At 62.8% G+C, this 15,060-nt stretch carries 14 protein-coding genes and 1 tRNA gene; 5 read left to right on the top strand and 10 right to left on the bottom strand.

Annotation, left to right across the window (positions count from 1 at the left end; all coding sequences use genetic code 11):
- Positions 1-8 precede the first annotated feature (8 nt).
- Together dcd and apbC are read right to left on the bottom strand one after the other, a co-directional pair.
- Complete coding sequence (gene dcd, locus AAF358_19230) at positions 9-578, bottom strand: dCTP deaminase (GenBank protein MEM7707694.1); 570 nt, start codon at positions 576-578, stop codon at positions 9-11.
- Positions 578-1,672, bottom strand: a complete 1,095-nt coding sequence (gene apbC, locus AAF358_19235; GenBank protein MEM7707695.1) for an iron-sulfur cluster carrier protein ApbC — start codon at positions 1,670-1,672, stop codon at positions 578-580. The genes dcd and apbC overlap by 1 nt, the downstream gene beginning before the upstream one ends.
- A gap of 105 nt (positions 1,673-1,777) precedes the next feature.
- Here apbC and metG point away from each other — a divergent pair, with 105 nt between their 5' ends.
- Positions 1,778-3,838 (top strand): methionine--tRNA ligase, encoded by a 2,061-nt coding sequence (gene metG, locus AAF358_19240; protein ID MEM7707696.1) that lies wholly within the window; start codon positions 1,778-1,780, stop codon positions 3,836-3,838.
- Between the two features lie 85 nt (positions 3,839-3,923).
- Positions 3,924-4,757: an NYN domain-containing protein gene (locus AAF358_19245; protein ID MEM7707697.1), complete on the top strand. Its 834-nt coding sequence runs from the start codon at positions 3,924-3,926 to the stop codon at positions 4,755-4,757.
- 7 nt (positions 4,758-4,764) lie between these two features.
- Here the strand turns inward: AAF358_19245 and AAF358_19250 are convergent, their stop codons facing one another.
- The 8 genes from AAF358_19250 to AAF358_19285 all read right to left on the bottom strand — a co-directional run bounded on the left by AAF358_19250 (position 4,765) and on the right by AAF358_19285 (position 12,938).
- The gene (locus AAF358_19250) at positions 4,765-5,691 is read right to left on the bottom strand and encodes a nucleoside hydrolase (GenBank protein MEM7707698.1); all 927 of its coding nucleotides are present in this window, start codon (positions 5,689-5,691) and stop codon (positions 4,765-4,767) included.
- Complete coding sequence (locus AAF358_19255) at positions 5,691-7,415, bottom strand: glutamine--tRNA ligase/YqeY domain fusion protein (GenBank protein MEM7707699.1); 1,725 nt, start codon at positions 7,413-7,415, stop codon at positions 5,691-5,693. Before AAF358_19255 ends, AAF358_19250 begins: the two co-directional genes overlap by 1 nt.
- A 108-nt stretch (positions 7,416-7,523) precedes the next feature.
- Positions 7,524-8,648 carry a hypothetical protein gene (locus AAF358_19260; GenBank protein ID MEM7707700.1) on the bottom strand — a complete coding sequence of 375 codons (1,125 nt, stop codon included), beginning with the start codon at positions 8,646-8,648 and terminating at the stop codon, positions 7,524-7,526.
- Positions 8,649-8,823: 175 nt separating this feature from the next.
- Positions 8,824-9,018 carry a hypothetical protein gene (locus AAF358_19265; GenBank protein MEM7707701.1) on the bottom strand — a complete coding sequence of 65 codons (195 nt, stop codon included), beginning with the start codon at positions 9,016-9,018 and terminating at the stop codon, positions 8,824-8,826.
- 75 nt (positions 9,019-9,093) lie between these two features.
- A complete protein-coding gene (locus AAF358_19270; GenBank protein ID MEM7707702.1) occupies positions 9,094-9,789 on the bottom strand; it encodes an SAM-dependent methyltransferase in 696 nt (231 codons plus the stop codon).
- Between the two features lie 33 nt (positions 9,790-9,822).
- A complete protein-coding gene (locus AAF358_19275; GenBank protein ID MEM7707703.1) occupies positions 9,823-10,350 on the bottom strand; it encodes a DUF4252 domain-containing protein in 528 nt (175 codons plus the stop codon).
- Between the two features lie 60 nt (positions 10,351-10,410).
- Entirely contained in the window at positions 10,411-12,555 is a 2,145-nt protein-coding gene (locus AAF358_19280; protein ID MEM7707704.1) for a M56 family metallopeptidase, read from the bottom strand.
- Positions 12,552-12,938, bottom strand: a complete 387-nt coding sequence (locus tag AAF358_19285) for a BlaI/MecI/CopY family transcriptional regulator (protein MEM7707705.1) — start codon at positions 12,936-12,938, stop codon at positions 12,552-12,554. Before AAF358_19285 ends, AAF358_19280 begins: the two co-directional genes overlap by 4 nt.
- Positions 12,939-13,136: 198 nt before the next feature.
- Here AAF358_19285 and AAF358_19290 point away from each other — a divergent pair, with 198 nt between their 5' ends.
- The 3 genes from AAF358_19290 (at position 13,137) to AAF358_19300 (ending at position 14,945) form a co-directional block, all read left to right on the top strand.
- Positions 13,137-14,225 carry a homoserine O-acetyltransferase gene (locus tag AAF358_19290; protein MEM7707706.1) on the top strand — a complete coding sequence of 363 codons (1,089 nt, stop codon included), beginning with the start codon at positions 13,137-13,139 and terminating at the stop codon, positions 14,223-14,225.
- A complete protein-coding gene (locus AAF358_19295) occupies positions 14,226-14,807 on the top strand; it encodes a cysteine dioxygenase family protein (protein ID MEM7707707.1) in 582 nt (193 codons plus the stop codon).
- 54 nt (positions 14,808-14,861) lie between these two features.
- Positions 14,862-14,945 (top strand) — tRNA-Leu (locus AAF358_19300).
- Positions 14,946-15,060 lie beyond the last annotated feature (115 nt).

Raw genomic sequence — 15,060 nt, forward strand, 5'->3', positions numbered from 1 at the left:
CGATTGGCTTAGGTCTTCGGCAGCGTGACGCCGCGCTGGCCCTGATACTTGCCGCCCCGATCCTTGTACGAGGTTTCACACGGCTCGTCGGACTCAAAAAACAGCATCTGCGCCACGCCTTCGTTGGCGTAGATCTTGGCGGGCAGCGGCGTGGTGTTGGAAAACTCCAGCGTCACGTGTCCTTCCCACTCAGGCTCGAGCGGCGTCACGTTCACAATAATGCCGCAGCGGGCGTAGGTAGATTTGCCGAGACACACGGTCAACACGCTGCGCGGGATCCGGAAATACTCAACGGTGCGGGCCAGCGCAAACGAGTTGGGCGGGATGATGCAGCAGTCGCCGGTGAAGTCGACGAAGCTGGCCTGATCAAACGCCTTCGGATCCACTACCGCCGCATTGATGTTGGTGAAGATTTTGAACTCGGGCGCGCAGCGGACGTCGTAGCCGTAGCTTGAGGTGCCGTAAGAGACGATCCGGTTGCCGTCTTCTCCCTGGCGGATCTGGCCGGGCTCAAAGGGCTCGATCATCCCCTGCTCTTCCGCCATGCGGCGAATCCAGTGGTCAGCCTTGATGCTCATCAGGTGTCCTTAATCACGATGTTGGGGAACTGCACCTTCTTGTTCCGCGCCTGCACGGAGAGCTGCGCGGCGGTTTGCCGGGCGATTTCCCGGTAGGACTGGGCCAGCGCCCCGTCGGGTTCTGCGACCACCGTCGGGTTGCCGGAATCCGTCTGCTGCCGGATGCGAATGTCGAGCGGCAGCTGGCCCAGCAGCTTGACGTTGTACTGCTCAGCCATCGAGGCTCCCCCGCCCTCGCCAAAGATGGGCTCTTCGTGGCCGCAGTTGGAGCACACGTGGGTGCTCATGTTCTCGACAATCCCCAGCACGGGCACCGAGACCTTCTCAAACATGCGCAGGCCTTTCTTGGCGTCGAGCAGCGCAATGTCTTGAGGGGTGGTCACAATCACCGCGCCTGAAACCGGCACCCGCTGCGCCAGCGTGAGCTGGATGTCGCCGGTCCCCGGCGGCATGTCGATGATCAGGTAATCCAGGCCTTTCCAGCGAGTGTCGGAAATGAGCTGCTGCAGGGCCTGGGTCACCATCGGCCCGCGCCACACCATCGGCGTGTCCTCATCGATCAGGTAGCCGATCGACATGGTCTGCAGGCCGTGGCTCATCTTGGGTTCGATCGTGTGGCCGTCGTCGCTCTCGGGCTTGCCCGAAGCGCCTACCATGCGCGGCTGGCTCGGCCCGTAGATGTCAGCGTCCAGCAATCCGACGGTGGCGCCTTCCGCGGCCAGCGCCAGCGCCAGGTTCACCGACGTCGTGGATTTGCCGACGCCGCCTTTGCCGGACGCCACGGCGATCACGTTTTTGACCTCGGGCAGCGGGGTCAGCTCACCCTGCACCTTGTGGGCAACAACGCGGCTGGTGACCTCAACCGCCACCGCCGAGAACGACCCGCTCGCCTTGAGGTGGTTCTCGATGTCGGTGCCGAGCTGCTCCTGAATGCCCTTCGCCGGGTAGCCCAGCTCGATCTGTACAGCCAGCTTATCGCCGTCCAAAGCCAGCCCCGACAAGGCACCGGCGTCTGTCAGACTTTCACCGGTCAACGGGTCAACAAAACCCGCCAGCAGCGCTTCTACGGTAGATCGATCCGCCACAACAGCCATCCTGCGTAAAAAGGCGCGCGATTATAGCAAGGGGGTGAAGCAAACTGTGTCATAGCGGTCGATTTCCCGGATAATGCGCCTTTTGAATCCTGACCCGCTCGACCGATGACCGAAAAGCGCAAAATCCTTGTCACCTGTGCCCTGCCCTACGCCAACGGCGCGATCCATCTTGGGCACATGGTGGAACACGTGCAGGGCGACATCTGGGTGCGGGCCATGCGGATGCAGGGTCATGAGTGCTGGTTCGTTTGCGCCGACGACGCCCACGGCACGCCCATCATGGTCAACGCACAGCGGCTGGGCATCACGCCGGAGCAGCTGATCGCTGAGAGCCGGGAAGCCCATGAGGCCGACCTCAAAGACTTCTCGATCAGCTACGACTACTACTACTCGACGCATTCGGACGAGAACCAGGCGCTGGTCTACGACATCTACGAGAAGCTCAAGTCGAGCAACCTGATCGACGTGCGCACGATCGAGCAGTACTTCGACCCGACGGCGGAGATGTTCCTGCCCGACCGCTTTATCAAGGGCACCTGCCCCAACTGCGGCGCGAAGGATCAGTACGGCGACGCCTGCGAGGTCTGCAGCGCCACCTACAACCCCACCGACCTGATCGAGCCCTACTCAGCCGTCACCGGTGAGAAGCCCGTCCTTCGCGAGTCGGAGCATTACTTCGTCCGCCTGGGCGAGCGCCAGGCGTTCCTGGAGGAGTGGGTGAACGGCGGCCAGCTGCAGGCTGAGGTATCCAACAAGCTCGCTGAGTGGTTCGAAAAAGGACTCACCGACTGGGACATCTCCCGCGATCAGCCCTACTTTGGCTTCAACATCCCCGGAACCGACGACAAATACTTTTATGTCTGGGTGGATGCGCCGGTCGGCTACATGGCCAGCTTCCAGCGTCTCTGCGAGGAACGCGGCCTGGACTTCGACGAGTACTGGCGCCCGGGTGGGAATACCGAGCTTTATCACTTCAACGGCAAAGACATCGTGTATTTCCACACGCTGTTCTGGCCGACCATGCTGGAAGCCGCCGGCTACCGGCTGCCGAGCGCGGTGTATGTGCATGGCTTCCTGACGGTGAACGGTCAGAAGATGTCCAAGACCCGCGGCACCTTCATCATGGCCCGCACCTATCTTGAACACCTCGCGCCCGACTATCTGCGCTATTACTACGCCTCAAAGCTGGGGCCGGGCCTGGCTGACCTGGACCTGAATCTGGAGGACTTTGTTGCGCGGGTGAACTCCGACCTGGTCGGCAAGGTGGTCAACATCGCCAGCCGCTGCGCGGGATTTATCAGCAAGCGGTTCGAGGGTCGGCTGGCGGACAAGCTCCCCGAGCCCGCGCTGCTGGAAAAACTGCAGGCCGCCGGGCCGGATATCATCAGCCACTTCGAGGCGCGCGACTACAACCGCGCCGTCCGGGCCATCATGGCGCTGGCAGACGAAGCCAACCGCTACATCGACGAGCACAAGCCGTGGCAGATGATTAAAGAGCCGGGGCGCGAAGCTGAGGTGCAGGCGGTCTGTACCCAGGGCATCAACCTGTTCCGGCTGCTGATGATCTACCTCAAGCCCATCATCCCGGATACGGCGGTCAAGGCCGAAGCCTTTTTGCAGGTTGAGCCGCTGACCTTTGCGGACATCAGCGAGCCGCTGCTGGCGCGCGAGATCGCCCCGTTTGTGCCGCTGATCACCCGGGTGGACGAGCGCCAGGTGGCCGCCATTGTGGAGGCCTCGCGCGAGGACCTGCAGGCCACCGATCAGCCCGAGGCTGAGAACAAGAAAACGGCCAAAAAGGAAAAAGACACGAAGGCGGCGCCGGAGGAAAGGGCCACCATCACCATTGACGATTTCAGCAAGATCGACCTGCGCGTGGCGCGGATCATCAAGGCGGAGCACGTCGAGGGTGCCGACAAGCTGCTGCGCCTGGAGCTGGACCTGGGTGACTACGGTCCGCAGCGCCAGGTGTTTGCGGGCATCAAGTCGGCCTATCAGCCCGAGACGCTGACCGACCGGCTGGTGGTTGTGGTGGCCAACCTCGCCCCGCGCAAGATGCGGTTCGGTCTGTCGGAGGGCATGGTGCTGGCCGCTGGCCCGGGCGGTGACGAGCTCTTTCTGATGTCCCCGGACAGCGGCGCCAAGCCGGGCATGCCGGTGAAATAGCCGGCTGAGCCCTTCGGCTTCAGCCCAAACAAGATAACCAGACGCTGTTCGCCCCACTGGCGAACGCGCAGGAGAACAACAAACCATGAGTGACATGAATTCAACCGCGAACATGGCGGTGTTTTGCGACTTTGAAAACGTCGCGCTGGGCGTGCGAGACGCCAACTACAAACGCTTCGACATCCAGCAGGTGCTGGAGCGGCTGCTGCTGAAAGGCAACATCGTCGTCAAAAAGGCGTACTGCGACTGGGATCGCTACAAGGGTTTCAAAAGCACGATGCACGAGGCGGCGTTCGAGCTGATCGAAATTCCCCACGTGCGTATGTCCGGCAAAAACTCTGCCGACATCCGGATGGTCGTGGACGCGCTGGACCTCTGCTACACCAAAGCCCACGTCGACGTGTTTGTCGTGATCAGCGGCGACTCCGATTTTTCGCCGCTGGTGGCCAAGCTTCGCGAGAACAACAAGCTGGTGATCGGCGTTGGCGTCAAAAACTCAACCTCTGACCTGCTCATCGCCAGCTGCGATGAGTTTATCTACTACGACGACCTGATCCGCGCCGCTGACAAGCGCAAGCCGCGGGCGAAGAAATCGGGCAGCAAGAAGAAAACCCGGAGCAGCAAGGCCGCCGCGAAAGAGACTGAGGCTGAGACCGAGGTCGATCGGACCCAGGAGGCGTTTGATCTGCTGCTGGAGACGCTCGACGACATGATGGCCGAGCGGGGCGACAAGAAGGTCTGGGGTTCGATGGTCAAGCAGGCCATCAAGCGCCGGAAGCCCGGCTTCAACGAGAGCTATCACGGCTTCAAAGGCTTCAGCCAGCTGCTGGAGGAAGCCCAGAAGAAGGGTCTGATCACCATGCAGAACGACGCCGAATCCGGCGGCCACATCATCACCGCCGTCAACGCCGACGATTAGGGTCGCCTCAGCCTAACCCCTGGCGAATCAGCGCCTCGAAGCGGGCCTGATCAAATCTCTGAAGAATCCGCGCATTGGCCGGCCGGCCGGTGCGCTGGTTCCAATCCACCACGGTCATGCCGCGGGTCATGCCGGGCGCCAGCTCCACGGCCACGTGCCGCTCTGCTGACTCGAGCACCGATTCAGGCTCCAGCGCCAGAGCCATGGCAAGCGCGTCAGCCGCCCGCATCTTGGGATCGTCCGGCTCACTCTCAGCCACAAAATTGCGGACCTGACCACAGATACGTCCGTAGAGCGCCGCGCTCGGCGAACCAGATTCCAGCCACCCGTCCAGCGCAGCAAAGGTGAACTGGTGATCCATCGTCGCTTCCCAGTCAGCCAGCTCAAAGAACGGCCATTCGGAAAACACGATGTGCGCCGCTTCCGGGTCGGTATAGATGTTGAACTCAGCGCTGATATTCGACACGTTGCCGCGTCCGGTCACCGCCCCGCCCATCACCACCAGGCGCCGATAGAGCTCGGGAAGCCGCGGCTCCAGCCGCAGGGCCAGGGCAACATTGGTCAGTGGGCCGATGGTGATCAGCGTCAGCTCGCCGGGGTTTTCCTGCGCCAGCCGCACCAGCGCGCTCGCTGCGTGTTCACGTTCCGGGACGGCTTCGGGCTGTCCTTCAAGCACATCCCCAAATCCATCCTCGCCGTGCACAAACGCCGCGTTTTCCGGCTGCCAGCAAAGCCCGCGGCCGCAGCCGGGATAGATCGCAAAATCGGCCGCCAGCGTGTCCTTTAGGAAGCCGGCGTTTCGGAGCGTCATGTCCAGACCCACGTTGCCGCCCACCACGGTCAGCGCTTCGATCCGGCAGCCCGGGAACGCCTGCGCCATCATGATCGCCAGCGCGTCGTCCACCCCCGGGTCGGTGTCGATAACCAGCCGCATCAGCCCTTCTTGCCCTGCTGCTCTTCCTGCTGCTGTTGCTGCTCGATCTTGGCCCAGGAGTCGCGCAGCGTCACCGTGCGGTTAAACACCAGGGCGTCGGGGCTGCTGTCTTTTTCGTCGGCCACAAAATAGCCGTTTCGCTCGAACTGGAAGCGACTGCCGGCTTCGGTGCCGGCCATCGAACCCTCCAGCTTGCAGCCCTCCAGCACCGTCAGAGAGTCGGGGTTCAGGTAGTCCTTGAAGTCTTTACCCTCTTTGCCGTCGTCAGGTCGACGCCGGGTGAACAGCCGGTCGTAGACGCGCACCGTGGCGTCCACGGCGTGGGCGGCGGACACCCAGTGGATGGTCCCTTTGACCTTACGCCCGGAGGTGTCGCTGCCGCTGCGGGTTTCTGGATCCACCCGGCAGCGCACCTCCACCACGTTACCGTCGTCGTCTTTCACTACCGACTCAAAGTCGACGATGTACCCAAACCGCAGGCGAACCGCGCCGCCGGGCTTCAGCCGGAAATATTTGCCGGGCGGATCTTCCATGAAGTCGTCGCGCTCGATAAAGACTTCGCGCGTAAACGGGACGGGCCTTGAGCCGAGCTCCGGCTGCTGGGGATGAAACGGGCAGTCGAGCGACTCCGTCTTGTCCTCCGGGTAATTGGTCAGCACCAACTTGAGCGGATTGAGCACCGCCATGACGCGCGGCGAGGTGGCGTTCAGCGCCTCGCGCACCGAGTTTTCCAGCACCCCCATTTCCACCTTGTTCTCGGCTTTGCTGACGCCGATCCGCTGACAAAAATCGCGGATCGCCTCCGGCGGATAGCCCCGCCGACGCATGCCCGACAGCGTCGGCATGCGCGGATCGTCCCAGCCCTCGACGAGGCCCAGCGACACCAGCTCCGCCAGCTTGCGCTTACTGGTCACCGTGTACAGCAGCTCGAGCCGCGAAAACTCAATCTGCTGCGGCTGGTGCGGCACCGAGGTGTGTTCGATCACCCAGTCATACAGCGGCCGGTGGTCTTCGAATTCCAGCGTGCAGAGTGAATGCGTGATGCCCTCCAGCGCGTCGGAGATGCAGTGGGTGAAGTCGTACATCGGATAGATGCACCACTGATCGCCCGTGCGGTGGTGGGTCGCGCGGCGGATCCGGTACAAGACCGGATCGCGCATATTGATGTTGGGTGACGCCATGTCGATTTTCGCCCGCAGCACGTGGGCGCCGTCCTCGAATTCACCGTCACGCATGCGTCGAAACAGGTCCGCGTTTTCCTCGACGCCTCGGTCCCGGTAGGGGCTGGCTTTGCCCGGCTCAGTCAGCGTGCCGCGATACTCGCGGATCTGATCGGCGGGCATCGAGTCCACGTAGGCCAGCCCTTTCTGGATCAGTTCCTGGCCAAAGTCATAGAGCTGTCCGAAATAGTCGGACGCGTGGCGCAGCGCCTGCCACTCAAAGCCCAGCCAGCTCACGTCGCGCTCGATGGCGGCGGCAAACTCTTCGCTTTCCTTTTCCGGATTGGTGTCGTCGAAGCGCAGGTTGCAGCTGCCCGCGTAGTCCTGCGCCAGCCCGAAGTTCAGGCAAATCGACTTCGCGTGGCCGATATGCAGATAGCCATTGGGTTCCGGCGGAAAGCGGGTGCCCACCCGACCCTCATGACGCCCGGCGGCCCGATCTTTCTCGATGATCTGCCGAATAAAATGGCTGGCCAACGGCGAGGTCTTGCTCGCATTACTCATGAACGGTTTTTCCTTGTCTTTCGGAACCAGGGCCGCACGGCTGGCCAAATTCGCCAAGCGCTGGGGGCACCCGATCCCATCAAAAATTCGTGGCGTAGTTTACTGCAATCAGGAAGCGTTGAGCCCGCGAAGCAGACGCTGAGCCAGGTGGGCCTCGGACGTGGTCGGCATCAGGGTCAGAAGTGTCTCGGCAAAATAGGTGGCGCGATTGACGTTGCTGGACCTCGCGTAAGACTCCGCCAGCGCCAGCATGGCTCGGGGCAGCCCCTGGTGGCCGGGTTCCCGCTGGAGATAGACGTTGACGATGTTGGCCGCGTGGTCGGTCACGTCCCAGTCGGCAAAGCGCTGCGCGAGCGTGATATGCAGGCTGGAGGTAAGCGCCGGCTGCCCCTGCGCCACCGCCAGATAGTCTTTGTAGAGGGCAGTAATCACCTCCCGGTCGCCGCCCTCCCCCTCCTGCCGCATCAGCAGATTGCCCGCCGCGGCGTGGAATTGGGGTTTCTTGGGTTCAAACTTCCAGATGGAGTAGCGCAGCTGGCGAACGCGAAGGTCACCCGGCGCCGCCCGATGCATCGCCTCGATCGCGCGCTGCGCCGCCGGCAGCTTGCGCTCGTTCAGCAGGCCTTCCACCTGGTTAAGTGATTCCTCGAGCTTGTCGCCCTGAGCGGCAGCCCCGGCGGATGGATCGCTGGCAAGCCCCGCCAGCTTGACCAAAATTCCGAGCAGCAGCCCGCCGGCAAAGGCCAGCAGCGCGTAGACCGTCGGCGACAGGCCCAGCGTGAAATACATCACCAGCAGGCCGACACCGCCCAGGCCCGCCGGCAGCCACCACGGCACGGCCAGCGCGCCGATCGAGCCCGGCAGAAAACAGAACGGGCGGGTAGCGGCTCCCTGGAGGACGCCCAGCGCCACCCCCTGCATGGCAAACGCCACCATCAGGAGCGTGTCGGCGCCCAGCTGCTGACTGCCGTCCAGCAGCTGCGGAATACCCAGCGCCAGACCGACACAGCAGGCAACGCAGGCGCCCAGCAGCAGCGGGCCCAGCAGAATTTCGAGCGCGACCGCCACGGGCAGGATCAGCACCAGCGACGCGAGCGCGGGCAGGCTGAGACCGGGCGCGGGCCAGCCGCCCGCAGACGTACCCGCGAGTACCAGCAACGCAACCAGCAGCAACGCGCAAAGCGCGGGTACCCGCTGTTTGAGGGTATAGAACGGTCCGGGAACCGTTGTCATTCTGCCTCCCCAGGCAAAGAGATTATTTAAGTGATTGTGTCGATGCTCGCCGGCTTTTGGATGTCGCCACATCCATGAGGCAGCTTAAGCAAGACTGGAATTATAGCCGGCCGCCGTTTGAGATGTCGCGGCCGAGAAGGGTCAGGCGGTACGCCAGAAGACAGTGCGCAGAATTCTAACCGGTGCCGACAAATGGTGGCGGTGCCCCTCGGACGGATTCGCCGTGTTGCTCGGTGTTGCTGTCCTTCGCACGCTGCTCGGCGACCAGCGCCAGGGCAGCCAGCTCGCTTTGCCACCAGGCCAGCTGGTTCTGGTCGGTCTCGAGCATGATGAACTGGCGCAGCTGGCCAATCAGTTCCGATCTGGTCATATCTGGGCACTCCGTTTGCCCGGAAAATATCGGCAGGTTTTTCCGAAAACTTTAGCCGTCTTTCCATAAATTCGGTCAGCCCAGATCGTAGCAGACCCCATAAAGCGGGTGCCCGCTCGCCAGGTATTTGTTTTCAAAAGGTGACATTGGCGGATCGGGAGAAATTCGCGCCGCTTTCGCGCCGGTGCGGCCGTAAGCGCTCAAGGCCGCAGCAAATTCTTCCGCGTACGCCGCCCAGTTGGTGCGAAGCGTTAGCCGCCCACCTAGCTCGAGAACCGCCGCAAACGCGGGATGCGCGTGCCAGCGCCGCTGCAGCTGTGAAGGTTTGGGCCACGGATTGGGATAGAGAATGTAGTGATGCGCGAGCCTAATGCCCGCCCCGGCAAGCAGCCGCCAGAAATCTGTCAGCTCTGCCCGCAGCAAAATCACGTTGCCGTCTTGTCGGCCTGGCCCGCCCCACTGCTCGCTGCGAAGCCTGGCAGCCGACTGGTCGACACCGATAAACAGGGTGGGCGGGATATCCAGCAAGGCCGGATCTGCGGTTTCCCCCCTGGCGAGATGACGCGTAGACGCGCCGGTACCGCAGCCGCTGTCGAGCAGCAGACGATGCTGAGACAGGTTCACCTGGTCACAAAGCCAGCCAAAAGCCTCACGGGTGTGTTCGGCGACCGGCTTTTGGTATTCGGAGGCTCGGTAGCGAGCGATGAGTTCCGGTAGCCGATGATCCACGCCCAGCTGGCGGCTGTCGACGCGGCGGGAATTGCCGGTCACGCGGCGGCTCGCCGCGCTGTCGGCTTCGATCGTTTAGGTTGAATCCACCGATACCCGGGGCGCATCGATGGACAGATCGTCCATATAGGCATTAAACATCTCGGGCCGCAGGCGGCCCATCAGGTTCACCATCACCAGTTCGCGGCCGTCAGCGGCCAAAACCACCATACCGCGAACCGCGTCATGGCGATCGGTTTTGAGCAATACATGCACCGTCTCACCATCCTCACGAACGGCCACGACCGGCTCCCAGCCCTTCCGATCGAGTGTATCGAGCGTCGGCGCCAGCGAGTCCGCGCTGACCGGGTTGTTAAGTTCATACACAAAAACCCGCACCCCGCGCAGCCCCTTTAGAATCATCTTGACCTCCGGATCGTCGTCGTCCATGACCACCCGCGCCAGCTTCAGCGGCAGCGCCCCGAGACTGATGCCAACCACCCGATCAGCCTCCGGCGGCGGCGAAAAGCTGGCGAAGCCAGCGCCGCGGCCAGCGGTGATGCCGCAGCCCGTAATCAGGGTTAACAGACCGGCGGCGGCCGCAACGCGAATCCAGTGGCTCATCAGCTGTTCCTCGAGGTGTGTAGCTAGCTTACCCCTCGATACGATTCGATTGGCCTTAAGTTACAGCTCGCGCAGCAGAAGCTCTTTCTCCAGGCCACCCAACTGCTCCGCCGCCCGCGACACCGCGTCCCTGACCGCCTCACTCTCGTGACGATCGAGCACGTCGGACAGCAGCAGCCGAAGTTCCAGGTCTGAGCCGATCTGCTCGCCGGCCTTGCGCACCAGCATCACCGCAGTTTCCTGCTGGAGCTCCTTTTTGATCAGTTCAGACAGCAGCAGACGCTGCTCCAGGTCGGAGCCGATATCACCCGCGGCATCGATGAGCGTGTCGTGAACGGCCCGATCGAGGGCACCGCGCTCCAGCAGCGCCTCCAGCGCCAGGCGATGCTCAACGTCACTGCCCAGCTCGCGGGTGGCCCGCACGTACGCTTCGCTCAGTTCGGGCTTCTCGGGGAGAAGCCGGAGGCTGGATTCTAGCGCCAAACGCTGCTCAACATCTGATCCGATGGCGTTGGTGGCGGCGTAGTAGGTGAGCCAGTCGATCTGATCCGCCTGATATTTGGCCAGAGCCTCCATCGCCAGACGCTGTTCAACGTCGCTACCGATGCTCTCGCCGGCGATGCTCAGCAGTCGCGTGACCTCTTCGTCTGCCAACGCCTCACTCTTGGCCAGGCCGCTCAGATACCGGCGCCGGGTCAAATCGCTTCGGGTGAGCCGGACCTCTTCGAGCAACGCATCGATGCCGCCGGCGCGATAAATCCGCCCTGCCCGAGCCTCAGCGTCGATGCCCGTGATCCGAAGCATCTCGGGGAGCTGGTCGGCGAACCAGGCTTGCGCCTCGGCATCGTATGGTCTCTTGCGGCCGTCGACCCAGTAGGTGGTCTCGATAGCACCATCGTCGCCGACAAACCGGACGCGTCGCTTTTCACCGGGCCGGCTTGTCGTAAGATCAAAAAAGCCGTCGAGCGACTCCAGCGCCGATTCCGCTTCGTTAAACGCGAAGCGGCCCTCTGCCTTTAGCTTGAGCCTAAAATCATCGTCGCTGTGGGTGACCGAAATCTGGGTTGTGCTGTTGGAGTGGCTGGTGACTTCAACGCTTGTACCCCGGCGCTCCGTGCCCGTGGTCAGGGTTGGCAAAGCCAGCGCGCCGGCCAACGCGACCACAACAGCGACCGGCAGCACCAGCCGGCCGTTCGGCCCGACGCTCAGCCGGCCAGCCAGCAGGTTTTCGATCCGGGTGACCACCTCATGGCGACGACCGGCCATGGCGCTCGCCAGCAGCGGCGTGTTCATTGACCGCCGCGACGGGCGCCGCCCGGCGGCCGGCTTGTTGCCGAGTGCAAATGCCGCCAGTACCTCTACTAAATCGGAACGCTTCGCGCCGCCTCGCAGCGCGAGTGCGTCACTGCCCTGCTCCGCGGCGGCGGCAATTCGGCGCGACGCGAGGACATTGAGCGGCTGGAAAAACAGAACCGACTGCACCAGCAGGCAAAGCCAGCGCCACACGCCGTCTGCCCGCTGCAGGTGAGCCAGCTCGTGAGCCAACGCCGCATGAACCTGCTGCTGCGGCATGGTGGTCATCGTTTGCGGCAAACAGATCTCCCGAAGCCCAACGGCCATCGGCTGGCTGATGTCGCGACAGGCGCTGACCCGAACCCAGCCGGGCAGGTCTTCCGGCAGCAAACGGGAAGGGAACGGCCGGCGGTCGCGCAGCAGGTGGCGAAGCTGAAAGGCGGCCAGCTCGAGCCGTGCCAGCATCAAGGCCGCGCCGATCAGCCAGAGACCAATCCAGGGTGCGCTGGGCGCTAAGGCCGGCAGCATTGCGGGCTTTGCCAGCTTTGGCGCCAGGACTTTGGCCTTCATCTTGCTGCCGCCAGCCCCCAGGACCTCCGCCCGCGGCAGCGGCGTCGCCTGAGGTGCGGGCGTCGCCCGACGGGAGTCGACGGTGCTTTCCGCCGCGACGCCCGGCAGCAGCGCGTCGGGCACGGGCAGCTTCAGCAGCGCCGATCCGCCGGTCGCCACCTGCAGTGAAGCACTCAGGATGCCGCCCAGCAGTGCCGCCTTCCACACGAGTTCCTGCCAGAAGGAACGTCCCCGAAGGATGGTCCGATCCGCAATCGCCGCGGCGCTCAGCAGCACGGTGCTGTGTAGGGCGTACGTCAGGAGCCACTCGGTCAATAGGTTCAGGTTGAGGTCCATACTCATGACGACGCTCCGTCTCGATTCTCTTCCAACAGTTTGAGGATCCGCTCTCGGTCCTCGTCGTCGATCGGCTGGTCACCCAGCAGGTGATTCACCAGCGCCGCCGGGTCGCCGAGGAACATTTGTTTGATCAGGCCGCCAACCAGGTCGCGCTGCACGTCTTTCTGCTCCACCTCAGCCCGATAGATAAAGCTGCGTCCGTGCGTCTCGTGGCTGACCAGCCCCCGGTCCTCCAGGCGCTTCAGCAGCGTAGCGACCGTGGTCAGCGCCAGGGAGCGCTGCTCGGCGAGCGCCTCACAGACTTCGGCGCTGGTGGCGCTTCCGTGGTTCCAGAGCACCTGCATCACGTCCAGCTGCAGGTCGCTTAATCGGGTGTCGGCGGTCATTTCACTCGCTCCAGCAAACTATCAACTACATTTGTAGTACTACAGGTGTAGTTTGTCAACTGCTTTGCCCCAAGGTGGCCGTTTCCGCGGCCATTGAAGTTTTGACGAAAGGCGAACCGAAATGGTTACGCCAGACTGCGCTAGCCGCCTCGACCAAATTCGCCGACAATGCCGTCTGGTTTTTTCAGCCAGCGGTCCATGAGCGACGCACGCCAGTACTTCACCTACGACAAACCCTTCCGCTTTCGTCGCGGCGGGGGCCTGAGCCAGTTCACGCTCGCGTATGAAACGTGGGGCAAGCTGAATAGCCGCGGGGACAATGCGGTGGTGATCTGCACCGGGCTGTCGCCGGACGCGCACGTCTGCAGCTCGGATGAAAATCCCTCCCCGGGCTGGTGGGAGTTTATGGTCGGGCCAGACAAGCCCGTCGATACCAACCGCTGGTTTGTGCTCTGCATCAATTCGCTGGGCAGCTGCAAAGGCTCAACGGGGCCAGCGTCGATCAATCCGGAGACCGGCGAGCTCTATCGCCTGGATTTTCCCAAGCTGAGCATCGAGGACATCGCCGCGGCGGCGCATGAGCTGGTGCGGGCGCTGGATATTCCGGAGATTGCGGTGATGATCGGCCCGTCGATGGGCGGCATGACCGCCCTGGCTTACTCGCTGCAGTTCGGCCGGGTGCGCCACATGATCAACATCTCCTCGGGCATTTCCTCGACGCCCTTTGCGATCGCTCTGCGGTCCCTCCAGCGCGAGATGATCCGTGAGGACAGCGAGTGGGAAAACGGCAACTACGGCGACGGCGACGGCCCCAAGACCGGCATGCGGCTGGCGCGAAAGCTCGGCATGATCACCTACCGCTCAGCGGAAGAATGGCAAGACCGGTTCATGCGCGAGACCATCCCGCTCGATGAGCAGGGTGACGATCCGTTTGGGCCCAGCTTTGAGATCGAGTCGTACCTGCAGTATCACGCGCAGAAGTTCATCCACGGATTCGACCCCAACTGCTACCTGTATCTTTCCCGTGCCCTGGACTGGTTCGACGCCAAGGACCACGGCTTTGGCATGGCCGACTCGATCGCGCGCTTCAAATCAGCGCTGGTGGTCGGCGTTGGGTCCGATATCCTGTTTCCGATCTATCAGCAGCGCCAGATCGCCACGATCATGACCGAGGAACGTACCCCGGTGCAGTTTCGTGCGCTAGAATCGGTGCAGGGTCACGATTCTTTTCTGGTCGACGCAGAGCGCTTTGCGCCCGTCGTGGCCAGCTACCTGGAGCATTTATAAATGGCAGCACAGCCGCAGCAGAGTTTCCCCGGCTATCTGGAACTCATTGAATCCATTGATCATGCGGTGCGTTTCGAGGCGGAGAACGACATCGTTCGGGAGCTTCGCGGCGCGCTTTGCAAACTCATTCGCAGCGACAACGTGGAGCTCCCTCAGGAGGTTTTTCAGACCGCCGAAGGCCGCTATGCGCGGCGCGAATTGCACCGCAGCGAAGAGCTCGGCTACTCGGTGATCGCCATGACCTGGGGCCCCGGCCAGGGTACACCCATCCACGATCACTGCGGCATGTGGTGCGTCGAGGGCGTCTGGCACGGTGAGCTGGAGGTCGTTCAGTACGACCTGACCCAAGAGGACGGTGACCGCTTCAATTTCCGCGAGGTAGGCGCCATCCAGGCCGGCCAAGGTTCTGCCGGCAGCCTGATTCCACCTCACGAGTACCACACGATCAAAAACGCCCACGACGACCAGATCGCCGTCTCCGTGCACGTTTACTCCGGCTGTATGACCAACTGCAACGTGTTCATGCCGCTGAAAGGCGACTGGTACCAGCGCCAGCCCAAGTCCCTCTACCTGGACTCTTGATCAACGCCTGACCGGCCCTATACTGGGCCGCCCGGCCAGGCCGGGACACCTCTAGCCGGGGTGGCGAAATTGGTAGACGCGCCGGATTCAAAATCCGGTTCTGGCAACAGAGTGCGGGTTCAAGTCCCGCCCCCGGCAGAACCCCTACTTTTTACCCTGGATTATGGGGTATCCAATTGAAGGCAAACCCCCTCAAAACAACGACATAGCAATTCGGGTTGTACCTATAAGTACCCGACTGTAACCTGCCAAC

It is taken from the genome of Pseudomonadota bacterium (genome assembly GCA_039033415.1).
GTDB lineage: Bacteria > Pseudomonadota > Gammaproteobacteria > Xanthomonadales > SZUA-38 > JANQOZ01.

Coding starts and splice junctions, on each gene's coding strand:
- dcd (MEM7707694.1), bottom strand. CDS start 578: ATGAGCATCAAGGCTGACCACTGGATTCGCCGCATGGCGGAAGAGCAG.
- apbC (MEM7707695.1), bottom strand. CDS start 1,672: ATGGCTGTTGTGGCGGATCGATCTACCGTAGAAGCGCTGCTGGCGGGT.
- metG (MEM7707696.1), top strand. CDS start 1,778: ATGACCGAAAAGCGCAAAATCCTTGTCACCTGTGCCCTGCCCTACGCC.
- AAF358_19245 (MEM7707697.1), top strand. CDS start 3,924: ATGAGTGACATGAATTCAACCGCGAACATGGCGGTGTTTTGCGACTTT.
- AAF358_19250 (MEM7707698.1), bottom strand. CDS start 5,691: ATGCGGCTGGTTATCGACACCGACCCGGGGGTGGACGACGCGCTGGCG.
- AAF358_19255 (MEM7707699.1), bottom strand. CDS start 7,415: ATGAGTAATGCGAGCAAGACCTCGCCGTTGGCCAGCCATTTTATTCGG.
- AAF358_19260 (MEM7707700.1), bottom strand. CDS start 8,648: ATGACAACGGTTCCCGGACCGTTCTATACCCTCAAACAGCGGGTACCC.
- AAF358_19265 (MEM7707701.1), bottom strand. CDS start 9,018: ATGACCAGATCGGAACTGATTGGCCAGCTGCGCCAGTTCATCATGCTC.
- AAF358_19275 (MEM7707703.1), bottom strand. CDS start 10,350: ATGAGCCACTGGATTCGCGTTGCGGCCGCCGCCGGTCTGTTAACCCTG.
- AAF358_19280 (MEM7707704.1), bottom strand. CDS start 12,555: ATGAGTATGGACCTCAACCTGAACCTATTGACCGAGTGGCTCCTGACG.
- AAF358_19285 (MEM7707705.1), bottom strand. CDS start 12,938: ATGACCGCCGACACCCGATTAAGCGACCTGCAGCTGGACGTGATGCAG.
- AAF358_19290 (MEM7707706.1), top strand. CDS start 13,137: ATGAGCGACGCACGCCAGTACTTCACCTACGACAAACCCTTCCGCTTT.
- AAF358_19295 (MEM7707707.1), top strand. CDS start 14,226: ATGGCAGCACAGCCGCAGCAGAGTTTCCCCGGCTATCTGGAACTCATT.